This is a genomic window from Domibacillus robiginosus (genome assembly GCF_000966195.1).
GTDB lineage: Bacteria > Bacillota > Bacilli > Bacillales > Domibacillaceae > Domibacillus > Domibacillus robiginosus.
Window position 1 is genome coordinate 75,668 of sequence record NZ_LAHL01000012.1, and the last position, 19,015, is coordinate 94,682.

Genomic DNA, 19,015 nt, shown 5'->3' on the forward strand with positions numbered 1-19,015 from the left:
TTTACGCCCCCTCAAGTAATTTAATTAACGTGGATGCTTCGTCTACATGCGTCTGCGCAAAACATGAAAACTGAACTTGTCCGCCCGAAAATAATTGACCGAGTACAAAACCGGCACATCATTTTCTGTGTAATGAAGCTGCTTTAGGGCAAGCAGTGCTGTTTCAGGTTCACAATCAAGAATGGGTGATACCTTTTCATGCCAGCCATATGGTTCGATGTTGGCAACAGCATGCGAAACAGGATGAGCGGCTTGTTCGTCAAACAACGTGAACAATGATTCCTGTCCTGCGTCAAATTGCCCTGGAAACAATACTTTTGGTATTTTATCAATACAATAAACGACTGGCACTCCGTTTGCCGTCCGTACACGCTCAATTACCATCAATTCTGCATCCGGTTCGCATGCAAGCCTGCGCGCATCCTCCTCAGTTGCCTGCATAACTGCAGATGAAAGAAAAATGGTACTCGGTTCCATGCCTGCATTTACAATCATGTCTGTTACACTAATTAACTGTTCAATTCCAGATGTGAATAATGGCTTGGAATGGACAAATGTACCTACTCCATGACGCCGGATAATCACATTTTCCTCCTCCAGTATGCGCAGGGCTTCTCTAAGGGTTGCTCTGCTGACGCCAAGCTGTTTGGCAAGCTCAAATTCGGAAGGAAGCTTTTCTTTTTCTTTGTAGATTCCTTCTTCGATGTCTTTTTTCAGCCGGTCAATTACCTGAAGGTATAAATGCCGGTTGTCCTGTTTAATGGACATAGAATCATCACCACCTTTTCCTTTCATTCGCATGAGACATCAGACCTCTGAGGTTTAACATTTACGCTAATTTCATTTAACATATCATTTTTTTTGATAATTGAAAAGATACTATTTAATAGCAAAAAGCAGAATTCTATTAAATATTCTCGTACTTGTATCATTATACAAACAAAGTAATAAAAGGAGCGAAATCGCTTACAAACAAATGCATAATGTACATAAAAAGTTTTTTTAAAAAAAGAAAAGCCACTGTCGGCTATTCTTTTTCTTAGTGTTGAAAAACAAAGAGATCAAGAGGAAATTTGTTTTTTCAAAAAGTGTATGTAACATGTTTTTTTAGCCTGCCAGAGAGCCTTCTCGCTTGAAAAACGTTTTTGATAAACAGTGTCAGTGGGCTGCAGACTTGCGGCTTCGCTAATAGCAGGGGCAAACGCTGAATCAGTCATCCCACGGGAATCTGCGCCAGCAGCTCTCTGCCCGTTGTATGTCTGAAAAATAGAGAGGTTGAAAGGTTTTTTTGTTTTTCCAGCATAGGAAGGGGAAAATACACTGGTTTCACTGGCTTCTTTTCCTCCCCACCAAGGCGGCAGGCGCGGGGCGGAGACTCCTAAGGGACGAGCTCACCGCCTGTCCCTTGGAAAGCGGAGTCCCGCGAATGCTGCTCTTTCTATGCTCCGGCTAAGAACCGTCACTATACATGTAGATTTTGGGGAAGTTGTAGCTAGACAACGTTACATTTCAATAGAATGAAAAAGAACAGCCGCTGTCGGCTGTTCTTTTTAAATCGTTTCTTCAGAAGGTTTTGGAACGAGAACCGTCCGCGGCTTGCTTCCTTCATAAGGGCCGATAACACCCCTCATTTCCATTTCGTCAATTAAACGTGCTGCCCGGCTGTAGCCAATTCGAAAACGGCGCTGCAGCATAGAAACAGATGCAGTCTGCATTTCGGCCACGAGCTGAACCGCATCATCGTACAGCTCATCCTCCGACTTTCCGGCTGTTTCCGGAATATCTTCCGGAATCATTTCTTCCTGGTACTGGGCTTTTTGCTGAGCAATCACAAAATCTACGATATCTTCTACCTCTTCATCTGATAAAAAAGCACCCTGAACCCGGATCGGCTTTACAGCTCCAGACGGGTAGAAAAGCATGTCTCCTCGTCCAAGAAGCTTTTCAGCACCTCCCATGTCTAAAATGGTACGGGAATCAGTTGCTGACGAAACAGAAAAAGCGATGCGTGAAGGAATATTGGCTTTGATCACCCCTGTAATAACATCTACAGAAGGACGCTGAGTCGCAATAATTAAGTGAATACCTGCTGCACGGGCCATCTGGGCAAGCCGAGTAATGGAGTCCTCCACATCATTTGAAGCAACCATCATCAAGTCGGCCAGCTCGTCTACAATCACGACGATATAAGGAAGATGCGGCTGTTTCTCCCCGGTTTCATTATTATGCTTTGTCACATGCCCGTTATAGCCTTCAATATTTCGCGTGCCTGTATGGGAAAACAAGTCATACCGGCGTTCCATCTCTCCAACTACTTTTTTCAGTGCCTGTGAAGCTTTTTTGGCATCTGTTACAACAGGAGCCAGCAGATGTGGAACCCCATTGTATACATTCAGCTCAACCATCTTCGGATCAATCATCATCATTTTTACTTCATGTGGCTTGGCCCGCATTAAAATGCTGGTGATAATACCATTGATGCAGACACTTTTTCCGCTACCGGTCGCACCGGCCACGAGCAAATGCGGCATTTTATTCAGTTCAGCTGCAATCGCTTCGCCGGTAATGTCCCGGCCAAGCGCTGCCAAAAGTTTCGATTCCTTTTTTTCATGCTGCTTGGCTTCTATCACTTCACGGAAGCTGACCATCGCTACTTCAGCGTTTGGCACTTCAATTCCTATCGCCGATTTTCCAGGAATCGGTGCTTCCATCCGGATATCCTTTGCCGCAAGCGCCAGCGCCAAATCGTCTGTCAGCCCGACAATTTTACTTACTTTAACACCTGTATCAGGCTGAACTTCATATTTGGTAACAGCTGGACCAAGATGAATTTGGGTTACTTTCGCTTTTACACCAAAGCTTTGAAAGGTCTTTTCAAGTTTTTGGGCATTTTTCTGAATATGTTTTTTTTCATTGCTTTGATCTGCCTGCTGTGGCTTTTGCAATAAAGAAGCTGGCGGCAGCTTGTAATCTTTGTTTTCGGCTTCTGTGAAAGATAAAGCGGCCGGCTCTGCTTCCTGAGGCGTCTCCGGTTCGCTTTTCTTTAGAGAGGAAATCGGCTCTTCTTTGTATGCTTTTTCAGAAAAACTAGAAATGACCGGTACCGCTTCTGAAAGGGCTGGTTCTTCTTTAACAACTGGTTCTGGAGAATCGTCAACGGCCGAAACCGTTTTTTTCTGTTCAATCCGCTCTCTTTTTTGTTCTTCTCTGCGCTCTGCCAGCCGTTCTCTTGTTTGTTGAAACGACTCATGTAGCTTTTCTCCTGCAAAAGAAGTTCCATGAATCAATTTTTCCACAAGCGGCTTGCCGCCCACCAGTACAATACCAGTGAAAAGCAAAGCCAAACTAAAAATCCATGTTCCCGGACGGCCAAATAGGAAGAAAAACAGATGAAACAGGACTCCACCTATCATACCACCGCCAATATCCATCGTCCCGACGCCCGAGACGCTTTGCTTGTACAAATACCATGTCTCCGCTGTGTAATTAATGCCGGCTGCTGGATTTTCAAACAGCCGAATGTGAAGAAACACAAGCAGACTGGCAATCACCAGTAAGCCTCCTGTGATTTTCCGCTCCCAAATCGGCGGCCGATTTCGCTTCACTATCATGTAAAGAGCCATGCCACAGAGACCGATCAGTCCAAGCGCATACAGTGTTCCAAAGAAGAAAGCAGCTGTTCCTTTGACTACAGCTCCAGCGGCTCCCGTGCCAAGCAGCCCCACAGCGCAAAAAATAAGGATAAGCGCACCGGCCCCCTGGATTTTCAATGAGTCTATTTGTTTTTTTTCTTTATTAGTCCGACGCCGGGCCGGTTTTTTTCGTTTTTTTTGTGCCATGTCGTCACCCTACTTTTCATGATCTTTAAACAGTTGAAAGCAGCCGGTTTCGGCTGCTTTCACATTATATCATATTATCGACACATGGGAACATACGAGCGTTTATACTTCCATAATAATTGGCAGAATCATTGGACGGCGCTTTGTTTTCTCATGTAAGAATGAATTTAATTGATCGCGAATATCCTGCTTAATACCAGACCATTCAAACGTTTCACCTGCAAGATTTTTCTCAACAATACCTGTCACAAGCTTTACTGAATCATCAATCAGCTTTTCTGACTCACGCACGTATACGAAACCGCGTGAGATAATTTCCGGTCCAGCGACGATTCTTTTTTGTTTTTTGCTTAATGTAATGACAACAGTGAAAATCCCATCCTGCGACAGCAGCTTTCGGTCGCGAAGAACAATATTGCCTACATCCCCAACACCAATTCCGTCAATTAACACATTGCCTGCCGTTACACGACCCGCCGGACGCATAGTCCCGTTTTTAAATTCAATGACATCACCTTTTTCGGGAATATAAATATTCTCTTCCGGCACACCTGCCGTTTGCGCCAGGTTTTTATGAGCTTTCAGCATGCGATATTCCCCTTGAATCGGAATAAAGTATGTTGGCTTCATCAAATTAAGCATAAACTTTAAGTCTTCCTGAGAGCCATGTCCTGATACATGTACACGACGGCTTCCAGTTAACACATTTGCTCCGGCACGGTAAAGAAGGTTTACTGTTTTTGCCATTAACAGCTCTAAGCCTGGAGATGGAGACGCTGTAATCAGCACTGTATCGCCTTCTTTAATTTTCACATGTCGGTTTGTTCCTTTTGCCATTTTTTGAAGTGCCTCAATCGGCTCGCCCTGTACGCCTGTTGCCAGGATGACCACTTCATGATCAGCATGCTTGCTGATTTCATTTAAACTGATTAAAATATCGTCTTCTACATGCAAATAGCCAAGCCGGATGGCAATGTCATTTACACGCTGAATGCTTTTACCGCTCACCGCTACCTTACGCCCATTTTCATGAGCGGCATCAAATACCTGCTGCATACGAATTAAGTTAGACGCAAACAATGAAACAATAATGCGGCCTTCAGCTGAATGAAACGCATCTGACAGCTGCGACGCAATGACAGCCTCCGATGTTGTATAACCCGGACGTTCAGCCTCTGTTGAATCAGAAAGCAAAGCGAAAACACCGTTTTTGCCAAGTGCCGCCATTTTCCCGATATCCGGTGCATAGTGACCTTTTGCACTTTGGTCAAATTTAAATTCACCCGTGTGCACAATCGCTCCTTCAGATGTATGAATCGCGACGCCAACCGAATCCGGAATGCTGTGGGTTGTCCGGAAAAAAGTCACATCCGCATGATCAAACCGCAGCTTCGATTCAGAATGAACGTTGTAAAACTTCACATCTTCTTTTACATTTTCTTCACGCAGGCGCATTTTCGCAAGCGCTAATGTTAATTTGGTTCCATATACAGGAGCCTGTACTTTTTTAAGTACATATCCTAGTGAGCCAAGCGCATCCTCATGACCATGTGTCAGGAAAATGCCCTTTACCCGCTCTTTATTTTCTTCCAGATACGTAATATCTGGAATGACGATATCAATTCCAAGCATTTCATTTTCGGGAAACATAAGGCCGGCGTCGATCACAAAAATATCTTGATCTACCTCCACCACTGTCATATTTTTCCCGACTTCCCCGACTCCGCCCAGCGGGATAATCTTAATTAATTCGTTTGTTCTCTTGCTCACATTATTTCCTCCTAAACATTTAAAAACCCGATCCAAACATTACGTCTATTATAAGCGATGAGGAAAATGAAAGCCAATACTATCTGTCAGGAAATAAGAAAAGCCGATTTTTGCACATATTTTGCAAAAATCGGCTTTGTTTTTAAAGGAGTGTCGATAAAGTTGTACGTTCCTCTTCTGTTAAAGGAAGAAGCGGCAGGCGGACTCCGCCGACATCGAGACCTTTCATTTGAAGAGCAGTTTTAACCGGCACCGGATTTGGCGCGGCAAACAAACCACGGAAAAGTGGAAGAAGAGCCTGGTGAATGGATGCTGCTGTTTGAACATCCCCGCCCAAGTAAGCATTCACCATTTGCTTCATTTCTTTTCCGGCTACGTGAGACGCAACAGAGATAATGCCTGTTCCCCCCACTGAGAGAATTGGCAGTGTCAGCCCATCATCGCCGCTGTATACAAGAAAATCATCTCCTGTATTGGCTACGATTTCTGTTATGATATCAAGGCTGCCGCTTGCTTCTTTTGTAGACATGATATTTGGCACTTCATTCGCCAGGCGAATCGTTGTTTTTGGTTCAACTAAAACCGAAGAACGGCCCGGAATGTTGTAAATCATAACGGGAAGATGAGTTGATTCTGCAACTGTTTTAAAGTGCTGGAATAACCCTTCCTGATTCGGCTTATTGTAGTAAGGAGCCACAAGCATGATGGCATCGACGCCTTCAGCTTCTGCTTTTTTGGTTAGTTCAATAGATGCTTTTGTATTGTTGCTTCCCGTACCGGCAATGACCGGAATACGGCCGTTTACTACTTTGACGGTATGGCGGAAAAGCGCCACTTTTTCCTCAGATGTAAGTGTTGGTGATTCCCCGGTTGTTCCCGCTACGACAAGCGAATCAGTTCCGGTTCCGATTAAATGTTCAATCAGCTGTGTGGTTTTTTCGAAATCAATGTTTCCTTTTGAGTCAAACGGCGTCACCATTGCCGTCGACAACCGGCCGAAAGAAATCATATGCAATCGCCTCCTAATTCCGGCTTCCTCGATCAATTCAGCCTTATTCATTTATTTGTTCAAGTAAAAATGCATCGTGCAGGGCATTAACAGCAGCCGACATCTGGTCTTCTTTGACTAAAACCCAGATTGTGGTATGACTGTCTGCAGACTGCATAATGCTGATGCCTTTTGCAGCAAGCGCTGAAACAATTTTAGATGTAACGCCCGGTACGCCTGTCATGCCGGCACCTACGACAGATACCTTTGCACAATCCGGGTCAAGAAGGGGCGCATATCCTTTTTCCTCTAAACGCTGCTTTGCTTTTGGTGCATCGGCATCCACAACCGTGTATGTGACACGGTCTTCAGAAATGTTGATAAAATCAACACTAATGCCCTCGGATGCCATCAGCGCGAAAATTTCTGCCTGTTCTGTCGTTTGGATCCGAATACGTGTAATGCCCGTTACGTGAGCAATACCTGTCACAAGACGGTCACGTGTATCAGAACCGCGGTTTTCATCTGGAGAAGATGTAACGAGAGTGCCTGTTTCCTCTGAATACGTAGACCGAATGCGCAGCGGTACCTTGGCCTGCATGGCAATTTCCACAGCCCGCGGATGAATGACCTTGGCACCCTGATAAGCCATGTTGCATACTTCTGTATAAGTTACAACAGACAATGGCCGGGCGTTTTGGGCAATTCTTGGGTCAGCGGTCATAATGCCATTCACGTCTGTAAAAATGTCAATAAAATCGGCCTGCAATGCTGCGCCGAGTGCTGCTGCAGAAGTATCACTGCCGCCCCGTCCAAGTGTTGTAATTTCTCCCGCGCTTGAAGCACCCTGAAAGCCCGCTACAACCACAACATCACATACTTCAAATTCTTTCAACAACCTTGCCGGTTCGATTTTGACAATTTTCGCATTCATATGGTTATGGTCTGTCACAAATCCGGCTTGAGCGCCTGTAAGCGCGACAGAGGACAGTCCATTTTCTTTCAGCATCGCTGAGAAAACAAGGCTGGAAATAAGCTCTCCTGTTGACATAAGCAGATCCGTTTCCCGCTTTGTCAGCATCCCCATGCCTTCCCCAGCAAGCGAAAGAAGCGTATCCGTCGCATACGGATCGCCTTTTCGCCCCATCGCAGAAACTACGACAACTACCTTATATCCTTCGCGGACCGCGCTCTGTACATGACTGAGAGCGCTCATCCGCGACTGTTCGTCGCGGACGGACGTTCCGCCAAACTTTTGAATGATGATATTCACATTTTACACCTGGCTTTCTCAATTAGGAGTGGCAGCCGGCTTATTTTTCTGTTACAATCCCCATTTCAATTAAGGTTTCAGCAATCTGAACAGAATTCCAAGCTGCTCCTTTTAACAGATTATCAGAAACAACCCACATATGGAAACCGTTATCGGTATCAAGATCTTTACGAATGCGTCCAACGAATGTATCATTTTTACCGACACAGTCTGCTGGCATCGGGTAAAGCTGTTCAGACGGGTTGTCTTGCAGCACAACGCCAGGAGCATCTTTTAGAAGAGCCTGGATATCTGCTGCACTTAAACCGCCTTTTTCTGTTTCAAAATAAAGAGATTCTGAGTGACCAGTTGCAATTGGCAGACGAACACAAGTTGCTGCAACGGGCAGGTCTTCCATGTGCATAATTTTCTTTGTTTCGTTAATCATTTTCATTTCTTCATATGTGAAGCCATTATCCTGGAATTTATCAATTTGCGGAATCGCATTAAAAGCAATTTGATAATGTTTTTTATCGCTGCCCACTGGAAGAATCTGCGGCTCAAATGATTCATTGTTTACAATCGCTTTTGTCTGGCTATAAAGCTCTTCAACTGCTTTTGCACCTGCACCTGAAACAGCCTGGTATGTTGAAACAATCACTTTCTTCAAGCCAGCTGCCTGGCGAATCGGCTCAAGTGCCACAAGCATTTGGATCGTTGAGCAGTTTGGATTGGCGATAATGCCTTTATGATTGCGTAGATCCTCTTTGTTTACTTCCGGTACTACTAGCGGTACATCCGGATGCATACGGAAGGCGCTTGTGTTATCGATTACGATTGCACCACGCTTTGCCGCTTCCGGAGCCAATGCTTCAGATACACTGCCGCCTGCGGAAAACAGGGCAATATCGATTCCTTCAAAGCTTTCCGGCTTTGCTTCTTGGATCGTTACCTCTTCGCCTCTAAAAGAAACGGTTTTTCCCGCTGAACGGGCGGATGAAAGAAGCGTCAATGTCTTAATCGGGAAATTGCGCTCTTCCAATGTTTTTAGCATTTGCTGTCCGACCGCTCCCGTCGCCCCGACGACGGCTACGCGAAAACCTGTGTTACTCATTTAAATCTTCCCCTTCCAGTAATAAAAGTTCATCTTTTTGTATAAAGATACATTGTCGAAAGAACAAGAATGTTGCAAAAAGTATCTTGATACTGATAATAGCATTTTAACACATTAAAGGACGATGGAAAGAAGAAAATCGATTAGAAATGAAAAAAGCCGTGATTTCTTTATACTGTGGAAGGTGGATATTCTTTTAAGAGCGGCTGAATTTGTTTGTGTGAAAGTGCAGCTGAAACCGTGGCGGGGATTAAATCCATAAATGCAACCAAAGAATTTGGCTTTTTAATTGGATCATCCTGGCCGAAAGGAACAAAGTAAATATTTTTCATATTCAGCAGCTTCATAATGTTTTGACTGTTTAGCCCAAGAGCATCATTTGTTGAAACGGCTACAACGATCGGACTTCCGTTTCGAAGCGTTGCTTTCGCAGCCATTAAAACAGGAGAATCTGTAGCCGCATTCGCGAATTTACTGATTGAATTTCCCGTCATAGGCGCAATGACCATACAATCCAGGGGCGCTTTTGGTCCAAGCGGTTCAGCATCTTGAATTGTTGTAATGGCTTTGTGGCCGGCTACCTGCTCTACTTTTTCCAGCCACTCTCCAGCTGAACCAAACCGGCTTGCTTCTTTTTGAACCGTATTGGTGGCCACTGGCACCACCTCTGCCCCAAGTTCTTTTAACTTTGCCACAACCGGCACAATCTCTTCAAATGTACAATGTGAGCCTGTGATCCCAAAACCAATCCGACGCCCTTTTAACGATAGGTCCACGCCTTATAATCCCCTTTCTTCTTTCCATTCTTTCACAGCATCCCATAAAACGTGAGTGAGTATTTCTCCAGCTGTTTTAGGTGCTACCTTGCCTGGCAGGCCAAGCGCATGAATCGCTTCAATACCTGCTTTTTGTGCAGCTTCAAAGTCTGTTCCCCCCGGCTCGGAAGCCAGATCAATAATAAGAGAGCCTGTTTTCATCTGCTCTACTATTTCTTTTGGCAAAACCATGTCCGGTACTGTGTTGATGACAATGTCAGCTCGTTTAATTTCTTCTTTCATGCTCTCCATATAAAAAGGATAAAGATTCATTTCTTTTGCTCTGGCAAACTTCCCTGTTTCTCGAATCGCTGCTGTTACATGGGCACCGACCTGATGGAACAGACGGGCCGTTGTAATACCAACCCGGCCTAGTCCTATAACCATAACGTTTGCTCCGTGAATGGTATGGTCGGTTTTTTGCATGGCAATCATCAACGTTCCTTCAGCTGTCGGGATAGAGTTAAGCACCGCTGCGTCTTCCCGGTCAAAAATATACAGAATGTCGCGGCTTACTATGCTTTTTAATGCGGGTGTCTCAATGCCGCTTACGATAATGCAATTGGGTGACAGAGACTCGGCAATTTCTTTTGTCATATAAAGCGGTTTTGATGAAAATGGGGCATCTACTACCCCTCCTTTTTTCACGCCGGACACCGGTAATATAAACAAGTTCATTTGCTCGTAGGACAATTCCTCCTGTTTGATTACCTGTGCACCTTCAAGCTCTTCTTCTGCTTGATCAAACCCTGCCATATACACATGGATGCCGCGCTCCATTAGCAGGCGGCCCATTTCAATCTGTCTGGCATCTCCGCCATAAATCAATGCCTTCATTTTAATCTCCTCCAATTGCGGCGTATTCTTTGTTATTGTATGAATCGCATTTTTTCCCTGTGCGTTATGATTTTGTTCCAAAAAAAAAGAATCCACTCTTTGAGCGGATTCAGATTGAAGCGGTTTTTGGCCATTTGCCATCCGGGCTGATCAAGGAAGCGGAAAATGGTTTATCGAATAACTCTTTTGCCAGTTCATCGACTCGTTCTTTTGTTACATTGTCAATGAGTGAAACTACTTCATCAAGTGTACGATGGCGCTTAAGAAGCAATTCGTTTTTCCCATTACGGCTCATGCGGCTGTTGGTGCTCTCAAGGCTGAGCATTAAGCTTCCCTTCAACTGTTCTTTGCTGTTATGAAGCTCTTTTGCCGTAATACCTTCCCTTTTAACAAGATCGATGGATTCCATAATCGTCTCATACAACTCATCAAGCTGCTCAGCGCCTGTTCCTCCGTAGAACGTGACAAGACCTGTGTCTTTGTAGGAAGAATGGTATGAATAAACCGAATAAGCAAGACCGCGTTCCTCGCGAACTTCCTGAAAAAGGCGGCTTGACATACTTCCGCCGATAATATTGTTTAATACAATTAAATTGTAGATGTCCTTGTCTCCAATTGGAACACCTTCATACCCAAGACATAAATGTGCTTGTTCTGTTTCTTTAGCACGCGCCTTTTTTTCGTAATAAAAATCCGAAACGGCTTCCATAACCGGTGCCTTGCCGCCTTCGTATTCTCCAAAAAGAGCTTCCGCTTTTTTCACAAGTTCTTCGGTAATATTACCTGCAATAGAAATAACGACCCGGTCCGGTGTATACATGTTGTACATATATTCCTTTAATGTATCACGTGTAAAAGCAGCCAGTGTTTCTTCCGTGCCCAAAATAGGCAGGCCAAGTGGATGATCGCCGTAAGCAGCGCTGCTAAGCAGGTCATGGACAATATCATCCGGCGCATCTTCATACATTTTAATTTCCTCTAAAATAACATTACGCTCTTTTTCAAGCTCTTCTGCATCAAATTTAGAGTTGAAAAACATATCAGCCAGCACATTTAAAGCGTGGTCTGCATGATTATCAAGTACCTTTGCATAGTAGCATGTGTATTCTTTTGAAGTAAAAGCATTTACCTGACCGCCAATGCTGTCAAAGCTTTCTGCTATTTCTTTTGCACTTAACGTATCTGTTCCTTTAAAGAACATATGTTCAAGAAAATGGGATACACCGTTTAGTTTTGGTGATTCATCACGAGAGCCTGTTGCAATCCAAATACCGATTGCAGCGGACCGAACCGTGGTCATTTCTTCTGTTACGATGGTCACGCCATTCTTACATGTAAATCGTTTTATCAACGTAATCATATCCCCCTAATTTCTGTTCATCTCGTTGACAGCGTCATAATATCAATGAATAACAATATCACATTTTCCCTTCAATTGCTATAAAAAAAGCAGAGACTTTACAGGAAAGTCTCTGCTTTTCGTTTTATTGCTGCTGCTTAGCCGCCTCTTCTTTTTCACGCTGTTCTTTTAAAACAGCTTTTCTTGACACATTTACGCGTCCTTGGTTATCAATCGCAATAACCTTTACAAGAAGCTCATCGCCAATTTTCAGTACGTCTTCTACTTTGCCAACCCGCTCTTCAGAAAGCTCGGAAATGTGTACAAGACCGTCCTTGCCTTTAAACAGTTCGACAAAAGCACCGAATTTTTCAATTCGTTTTACTTTCCCCATATAAAGCTCACCGACTTGTACTTCACGTACAATATCTTCAATAATTTTCTTGGCGCGTTCGTTATCTTCCTGGTTCACCGATGAAATAAAGACCGTTCCGTCTTGTTCAATATCGATTTTCACGCCGGTTTCTTCAATAATTTTATTGATTTGTTTGCCGCTTGGTCCGATAACATCACGGATTTTGTCCGGATTAATCGTCATTGTCATAATTTTCGGTGCATAAGCCGACAATTCTGTACGCGGCGTATCGATTACCGACAGCATGTGATCTAAAATATGCATTCGGCCTTGTTTTGCCTGCTGAAGTGCTTCTTCTAGGATCTGTCGGCTTAATCCGTCGATTTTAATATCCATTTGCAAAGCGGTAACGCCTTTTGCTGTACCCGCTACTTTAAAGTCCATATCGCCAAGGTGGTCTTCCATTCCTTGAATGTCAGATAGCACTGTGTAGTGTTCGCCAGACTTCACAAGTCCCATTGCAATACCGGCTACTGGTGCTTTAATCGGTACACCGGCATCCATCATCGCCATCGTACTTGCACAAATACTTGCTTGTGATGACGATCCGTTTGACTCAAGAACTTCTGATACAAGGCGAATCGTATACGGGAAATCTTTTTCATCTGGAATAATTGGATAAAGAGCCCGCTCTCCAAGAGCGCCATGCCCAATTTCCCGGCGCCCCGGTGCACGAAGCGGACGTGTTTCCCCAACGCTGAACGAAGGAAAATTATAATGGTGCATAAACCGTTTGGATTCTTCTGTTCCAAGACCGTCCAAAATTTGCACATCACCTAAAGCACCAAGTGTGGCCACACTTAATACCTGTGTTTGTCCACGGGTAAACATAGCAGAGCCATGTGTACGTGGAAGTAATGTGGTTTCAGAAGAAAGCGGACGAATTTCGTCGATCTTCCGGCCGTCTGGACGAATTTTTTCAACCGTAATCAAACGGCGCACTTCTTCTTTAACAAGTTTTTCAAGAATAGCAGAAGCTTCTGCCAGCACTTCTTCTTCGCCTTCTGAAAGAAGCGCTTCTTTCACAGCATTTTTCACTTCTGTAATCGCTTCTTCACGTGCATGCTTTTCAGCTGTTTGAATCGCCTGCTTCATATCCGCTTCACACATAGCCCGAATCTTTGCTTCAAGAATTTTATCGTTTTCATAAAGAACGACTTCACGTTTTTCTTTTCCGCATTCTGCTACAATTTCTTCCTGGAAAGCAATTAAACGCTTGATTTCTTCGTGGCCAAACATAATAGCTTCAAGCATCACTTCTTCTGGTACTTCGTCGGCTCCCGCTTCAACCATGTTAATCGCTTCTTTTGTACCCGCGACCGATAAATCAATGTCGCTTTTTTCCTGCTGCTCCACTGTCGGGTTGATCACGAAAGAACCGTCTACACGGCCGACGTTCACTCCGGCGATTGGACCTTCGAATGGAATGTCTGATACTGAAAGCGCCAGTGAGGAACCGAACATGGCAGCCATTTCAGATGAGCAGTCCTGGTCTACACTCATGACCATGCTGATTACTTGAACTTCGTTACGGAATCCATCGGCAAAAAGCGGACGAATCGGGCGGTCAATTAACCGGCTTGCCAATGTCGCTTTTTCACTCGGACGGCCTTCTCTTTTAATAAATCCGCCTGGAATTTTACCGGCAGCATAAAGACGTTCTTCGTAGTTTACTGTTAATGGAAAGAAGTCTACTGCTTTTGCTTCCTTTGAAGCCGTCGCAGTACTAAGTACGACCGTATCGCCGTAGCGAATTAGCGCTGAACCATTGGCCTGCTTCGCGATTTGTCCTACTTCAACCGTTAATTCGCGTCCTGCCCAGTCGATGGAAAATGTTCTTTTTCCCTGCTCCATTTGGTTGCACCTCTCTTTATTTAAAAACGTTTTTTTCCTAACAAAAAAGCGGGAAAAATCCCGCTTTATCGTGAATTATCGGCGCAAACCGAGCTTTTGGATCAACTCGCGGTAACGCGCTACATCCTTGTTACGAAGGTATGAAAGCAGGTTACGACGGCGGCCGACCATTTTTAGAAGACCGCGACGTGAATGGTGGTCTTTTTTATGTGTACGTAAGTGATCATTCAACGTGTTGATTTGTTCAGTTAGGACAGCGATTTGCACTTCTGGAGACCCAGTGTCGCTTTCGTGTGTTCTGTACTCCTGAATTAGTTCGTTTTTGCGTTCTTGTGATAATGCCATTTGTAATTCCTCCTTTAATTTGGTTCATCCCCGTCAGCCGAGCACACGTTGGAGACTCGCAATGCCAAGCAGCGGTTCAAAATGTCAAGCACTTCTTATTATAAGAAATTTATTCTTCCCCGTCAAGACGTTTGCTGTCGAAAAACTGCATGGCGGCCGTTTTATCCCGTTCAATTTGTGCGGCCAGCTCTTCAATCCCGTTAAACTTCTGCTCCCCGCGCAGCCGAATAAACCAGTCTACCTCGACCTCTTCTCCGTAAATATCCCCTTTATATTGAAATATATGCACTTCAATTGATAAAACTGGCTTGTCCGGACTTTTAAAGGTCGGACGGAACCCGACATTGCATACCCCTTCATGCCATTTATTTTTCACGCGGATTTTCACAGCGTATACGCCGGTGCGCGGCAGGAAATAGTCATCATCAGGTTCAATATTGGCAGTAGGAAAGCCCATTTTCCTGCCTCTTTTATCGCCATGAATAACCGTTCCATGCATTCGATAAGGACGCCCCAGTAAATCAGAAGCGTCTCGGACGAGGCCTTCTGAAAGCAATTCTCTTACTTTGGTAGAACTTACTTTTTCTTCTTCAAATTCAAGCTTGTTAACGGATGTAAAAGTGAATAACCCGCGTGAATGAAACATTAATGTTTCCATTGTTCCTTTTCCAAGACGACCATATGTGTAATCAAAACCAGCTGTTACATGCTTAACATTTAAGCCAATGATATATTGATCTACAAATTGCTGTGGTTCTAGTGCTGCAAAATCGGAGGTAAACCGGACCACAAACAAGTAGTCTACACCGAGCTCAGCAATCAACCGTTTTTTTTCTTCAAGCGGCGTAATATGGCGAATATGCTTATGCTTTCTGCCAAGAACCACAGATGGATGAGGATCAAACGTCATTACAGCACTTTTCCAGCCATACTGATCGGCTGTTTTTTTGGCAGCAGCAATTACCTGCTGATGTCCTTTATGTACACCGTCAAAAAAACCGAGCGCAAGCGCCATCGGTTTACATTCTTCTTTTTTCTGGCTGTGCGGATGGCGCAGCATAATAACATCCATAATTTCACACCTGTCTCTCTGTCATTGTGGCATCACTTTAACCGGCTTGATCAGCCCCGTTTTTTCTGGATGAACCTGGTAGATAGCCAATAGTTCCCCGCTTAAATAAACAGCTGCTTCAGACTCCCCGGCCGGCCACTGGGCAGGCTTCGACAAAACAGCCCCATTCTTTACCTTTACTGCTACTGTATCACTTACAGGCCACTTCGGCAAATGAGAAACCGCCGTTTCAACCGGCTTTAAGACGTCCTCTGGATTCCGTTCTGCGAGCGCAGACAGGGTGACGCAGTCATCTTCACCAAAACCCCCTGAATGGGTGCGTACCAAGCGTGACATATGCGCCGGATAGCCGAGCTTTTCACCAATCATTACGGCCAACGTTCGAATATAGGTCCCTTTCCCACAGGAAACGCGAATGGAAAAACGGACTTTTTCATTTTCCTGTTTGATCGGGCTGATGAGCTCAATGTTGTAAATAGAGACCATGCGTGAAGGACGCTCTACCGTTTGTCCGGCACGTGCATATTCATACAAACGTTTGCCATTCACTTTAACAGCTGAATACATAGGAGGCGTTTGTTCAATCTCGCCGGTCATGCTTTTGAGTACATTTTCAAGTTCTGCATCCGTAATGATACGGTCAACCGCTCTTGACTCCACCACTGCTCCAGATGCGTCCTCTGTTTCTGTTGAAAAGCCGAGAGTCACTTCTGCCTCATAGGTTTTTCCACTGTCGGTAATATATTCAGCGAGCCTCGTTGCCGTCCCAATACAAAGAGGAAGCACGCCTTCTACATCGGGATCAAGTGTGCCTGTATGCCCTACTTTTTTTGTACGAAGAATTTTACGGGCTTTAAATACACAGTCATGCGATGTCATACCCTTTTCTTTCCATAGCGGCAAAATGCCATTCATATTCCAAACCTCCTTTTGGTGTCAAAAAAAAAGCGCCTGATCAAGCAGCCGACATTCCTGCTGCTTCTCAAGGCGCTCTTTTTGTACTACGACGGGTCTGAGTCTCTTAATTCCCGCAGCAGCGTATCGATTTTGTTTCCGTACGCAACTGATTCATCAAACTCAAACATAAGCTCCGGGGTTTTGCGGAGACGGATTCGGGTTCCGAGTTCAGAACGGATAAACCCTTTTGCTTTCGCCAATGCCTTCAGCGTGCCCTCCCGCTCCTCTTCACCGCCAAGCACCGTAATATAAACGGTTGCCTGCTGCAGGTCCCCTGTAACTTCAACATCCGTTACGGTTAGAAAGCCAATACGAGGATCTTTCACTTTCCGGCTTAAAATCTCCGTCAATTCTTTTTTCATTTGTTCGGCAACACGATTTGACCGCATAGACATACTTCTCACTCCTTGGGCGAAGGTTACTTGCGCTCGATTTCCTGTTCGATAAATGCTTCGATGATATCGCCTTCTTTGACATCATTAAAGCCGCGAATAGTAATACCACACTCATAGCCCTGCGCTACTTCTTTTGCATCATCTTTGAAGCGTTTCAGAGCATCGACTTCTCCTTCGAAAATAACGATGCCATCACGGATCAAGCGAACGCCTGAATCACGCGTAATTTTCCCCTCTGTTACATAGCTTCCCGCAATTGTACCGATTTTAGACACTTTGAATGTCTGGCGTACTTCCGCCTGTCCGATAATTTTCTCTTCAAATTCCGGATCAAGCATGCCTTTCATCGCCGCTTCGATTTCTTCAATTACTTTGTAAATGATGCGGTGCAAACGTACTTCTACTTCTTCTGCTTCCGCCGTACGCTTCGCATTTACATCTGGACGTACGTTAAATCCAATCACAATGGCGTTTGAAGCCGAAGCCAGAATAATATCCGATTCTGTAATCGCACCAGCGCCGGTGTGGATGATTTTTACGTTTACGCCTTCTACTTCAATTTTTTGAAGAGCAGCCGCTACTGCTTCAACCGAGCCCTGTACATCGGCTTTTAAAACAATGTTTAAGTCTTTCATTTCCCCTTGTTTCATATGTTCAAACAAGTTATCAAGGCTGACTTTTGTTTTTTCGCTCCGTTGTGCTAAAAGAGCATCCTGTGCACGGGATTCCCCAATTTGACGGGCTGTTTTTTCGTCTTCAAAGACAACAAAACGATCACCTGCAAGCGGCACTTCATTTAATCCAGTGATTTCAACAGGCGTAGATGGGCCCGCTGTTTTCACACGGCGGCCAATATCATTTACCATTGCGCGGACGCGGCCAAACGTATTTCCGACAACGATCGGATCACCAACATTCAATGTACCGTTTTGAACAAGTAATGTTGCGACAGATCCGCGCCCTTTATCCAGCTCGGCTTCAATCACTGTACCCATTGCTTTTCGCTTTGGATCTGCTTTAAGCTCCTCTACTTCTGCTACAAGAAGAATCATTTCAAGCAATGTATCAATACCTTCACCGTGTTTGGCTGAAAGCGGTACGAAAATGGTTTCTCCGCCCCACGCTTCAGGTACAAGTCCATGCTCAGTTAATTCCTGCATAACACGGTCCGGGTTTGCAGCTGGCTTATCGATTTTATTTACTGCTACAATAATTGGCACTTCTGCTGCTTTTGCATGGTTGATGGCTTCAACCGTTTGCGGCATCACGCCGTCGTCTGCTGCCACGACAAGAATCGTAATATCGGTTACTTTTGCTCCACGTGCACGCATCGTTGTAAACGCAGCGTGTCCCGGTGTATCAAGGAATGTAATTTTTTTGCCGTTTGTTTCCGCTTGATAAGCTCCGATATGCTGGGTGATACCACCCGCTTCGCCTTCTGTTACTTTTGTATTGCGGATTGAATCTAAAAGAGTCGTTTTCCCGTGGTCAACGTGACCCATAATCGTTACAACAGCCGGACGTTCAATCGCATTTTCCTCTGAATCTTCTTCTTCAAAATACGTTTCAAGATCTGCTTTGTCGATTAAAATCTCTTCTTCGACCTCTACGTTAAACTCACTTGCCACAAGTTCAATTGCATCTTTATCAAGCTCTTGGTTAATTGTTGCCATCACACCAAGCATAAACAATTTTTTAATAACGTCAGATGGCTCGACATTCATTTTCTTAGCTAATTCACCTACAGTTAACGAGCCGGAGAAAACAATTTTTTCTGGGATTTCTTTCTTTTTCACTGGAATTGGCTGTTTCGGTGCTCCTTTACGCTGTCCACCAGAGCGGCCTTTCCCACGTGGTCCGCCGTTAATACCACGGGAACCAGGTCTTGAAGCGCCGCCACGTGCACCGCCGCCCTGCTTTTGCTGGCCTGGTTTAGAACCGGTTGGTTTCGGTTTTGCCGGTCCACGGTTTCCTGCTGGTTTATTCGTATTTGATTGTTGATTATTCGGTTTATTATTCAAAT

15 protein-coding genes are annotated in these 19,015 nt (G+C 44.6%); all 15 read right to left on the reverse strand.

All coding sequences use genetic code 11. The features are described from left to right. Positions 1–42: 42 nt before the first annotated feature. The 15 genes from VP97_RS08735 to infB all read right to left on the reverse strand — a co-directional run bounded on the left by VP97_RS08735 (position 43) and on the right by infB (position 19,013). Positions 43–768, reverse strand: a complete 726-nt coding sequence (locus VP97_RS08735; protein WP_050181685.1) for a GntR family transcriptional regulator — start codon at positions 766–768, stop codon at positions 43–45. A gap of 782 nt (positions 769–1,550) precedes the next feature. After that, positions 1,551–3,839 carry a DNA translocase FtsK gene (locus VP97_RS08740; RefSeq protein ID WP_050181396.1) on the reverse strand — a complete coding sequence of 763 codons (2,289 nt, stop codon included), beginning with the start codon at positions 3,837–3,839 and terminating at the stop codon, positions 1,551–1,553. Positions 3,840–3,941: 102 nt separating this feature from the next. After that, on the reverse strand, positions 3,942–5,609 hold the full coding sequence (locus VP97_RS08745) for a ribonuclease J (protein ID WP_050181397.1): 1,668 nt from the start codon (positions 5,607–5,609) through the stop codon (positions 3,942–3,944). A 142-nt stretch (positions 5,610–5,751) separates the two neighbouring features. Beyond that, positions 5,752–6,618, reverse strand: coding sequence for a 4-hydroxy-tetrahydrodipicolinate synthase (gene dapA / locus VP97_RS08750; protein WP_050181398.1), 867 nt, complete (start codon positions 6,616–6,618; stop codon positions 5,752–5,754). Positions 6,619–6,661: 43 nt separating this feature from the next. Beyond that, positions 6,662–7,870 (reverse strand): aspartate kinase, encoded by a 1,209-nt coding sequence (dapG, locus tag VP97_RS08755; protein ID WP_050181399.1) that lies wholly within the window; start codon positions 7,868–7,870, stop codon positions 6,662–6,664. 40 nt (positions 7,871–7,910) lie between these two features. Continuing rightward, positions 7,911–8,963 (reverse strand): aspartate-semialdehyde dehydrogenase, encoded by a 1,053-nt coding sequence (asd, locus tag VP97_RS08760; RefSeq protein ID WP_050181400.1) that lies wholly within the window; start codon positions 8,961–8,963, stop codon positions 7,911–7,913. 170 nt (positions 8,964–9,133) lie between these two features. Continuing rightward, positions 9,134–9,739, reverse strand: a complete 606-nt coding sequence (locus VP97_RS08765) for a dipicolinate synthase subunit B (protein WP_050181401.1) — start codon at positions 9,737–9,739, stop codon at positions 9,134–9,136. Positions 9,740–9,742: 3 nt separating this feature from the next. Continuing rightward, complete coding sequence (gene dpsA / locus VP97_RS08770; protein ID WP_172656751.1) at positions 9,743–10,615, reverse strand: dipicolinate synthase subunit DpsA; 873 nt, start codon at positions 10,613–10,615, stop codon at positions 9,743–9,745. 109 nt (positions 10,616–10,724) lie between these two features. Continuing rightward, complete coding sequence (locus VP97_RS08775) at positions 10,725–11,966, reverse strand: M16 family metallopeptidase (protein ID WP_050181686.1); 1,242 nt, start codon at positions 11,964–11,966, stop codon at positions 10,725–10,727. Between the two features lie 133 nt (positions 11,967–12,099). Further along, entirely contained in the window at positions 12,100–14,223 is a 2,124-nt protein-coding gene (gene pnp / locus VP97_RS08780) for a polyribonucleotide nucleotidyltransferase (protein WP_050181403.1), read from the reverse strand. 75 nt (positions 14,224–14,298) lie between these two features. After that, positions 14,299–14,568, reverse strand: coding sequence for a 30S ribosomal protein S15 (gene rpsO, locus VP97_RS08785; RefSeq protein WP_018392393.1), 270 nt, complete (start codon positions 14,566–14,568; stop codon positions 14,299–14,301). Positions 14,569–14,677: 109 nt separating this feature from the next. Continuing rightward, complete coding sequence (gene ribF / locus VP97_RS08790) at positions 14,678–15,640, reverse strand: bifunctional riboflavin kinase/FAD synthetase (RefSeq protein WP_050181406.1); 963 nt, start codon at positions 15,638–15,640, stop codon at positions 14,678–14,680. 21 nt (positions 15,641–15,661) lie between these two features. Next, the gene (truB, locus tag VP97_RS08795; RefSeq protein WP_050181407.1) at positions 15,662–16,555 is read right to left on the reverse strand and encodes a tRNA pseudouridine(55) synthase TruB; all 894 of its coding nucleotides are present in this window, start codon (positions 16,553–16,555) and stop codon (positions 15,662–15,664) included. An 86-nt stretch (positions 16,556–16,641) separates the two neighbouring features. Continuing rightward, a complete protein-coding gene (gene rbfA, locus VP97_RS08800; protein WP_046175015.1) occupies positions 16,642–16,992 on the reverse strand; it encodes a 30S ribosome-binding factor RbfA in 351 nt (116 codons plus the stop codon). Positions 16,993–17,015: 23 nt separating this feature from the next. Next, positions 17,016–19,013, reverse strand: a complete 1,998-nt coding sequence (gene infB, locus VP97_RS08805) for a translation initiation factor IF-2 (protein WP_050181408.1) — start codon at positions 19,011–19,013, stop codon at positions 17,016–17,018. Positions 19,014–19,015: the final 2 nt, after the last annotated feature.

Coding starts and splice junctions, on each gene's coding strand:
- VP97_RS08735 (WP_050181685.1), bottom strand. CDS start 768: ATGTCCATTAAACAGGACAACCGGCATTTATACCTTCAGGTAATTGAC.
- asd (WP_050181400.1), bottom strand. CDS start 8,963: ATGAGTAACACAGGTTTTCGCGTAGCCGTCGTCGGGGCGACGGGAGCG.
- rpsO (WP_018392393.1), bottom strand. CDS start 14,568: ATGGCATTATCACAAGAACGCAAAAACGAACTAATTCAGGAGTACAGA.
- VP97_RS08740 (WP_050181396.1), bottom strand. CDS start 3,839: ATGGCACAAAAAAAACGAAAAAAACCGGCCCGGCGTCGGACTAATAAA.
- pnp (WP_050181403.1), bottom strand. CDS start 14,223: ATGGAGCAGGGAAAAAGAACATTTTCCATCGACTGGGCAGGACGCGAA.
- dpsA (WP_172656751.1), bottom strand. CDS start 10,615: ATGAAGGCATTGATTTATGGCGGAGATGCCAGACAGATTGAAATGGGC.
- dapA (WP_050181398.1), bottom strand. CDS start 6,618: ATGATTTCTTTCGGCCGGTTGTCGACGGCAATGGTGACGCCGTTTGAC.
- ribF (WP_050181406.1), bottom strand. CDS start 15,640: ATGGATGTTATTATGCTGCGCCATCCGCACAGCCAGAAAAAAGAAGAA.
- truB (WP_050181407.1), bottom strand. CDS start 16,555: ATGAATGGCATTTTGCCGCTATGGAAAGAAAAGGGTATGACATCGCAT.
- rbfA (WP_046175015.1), bottom strand. CDS start 16,992: ATGTCTATGCGGTCAAATCGTGTTGCCGAACAAATGAAAAAAGAATTG.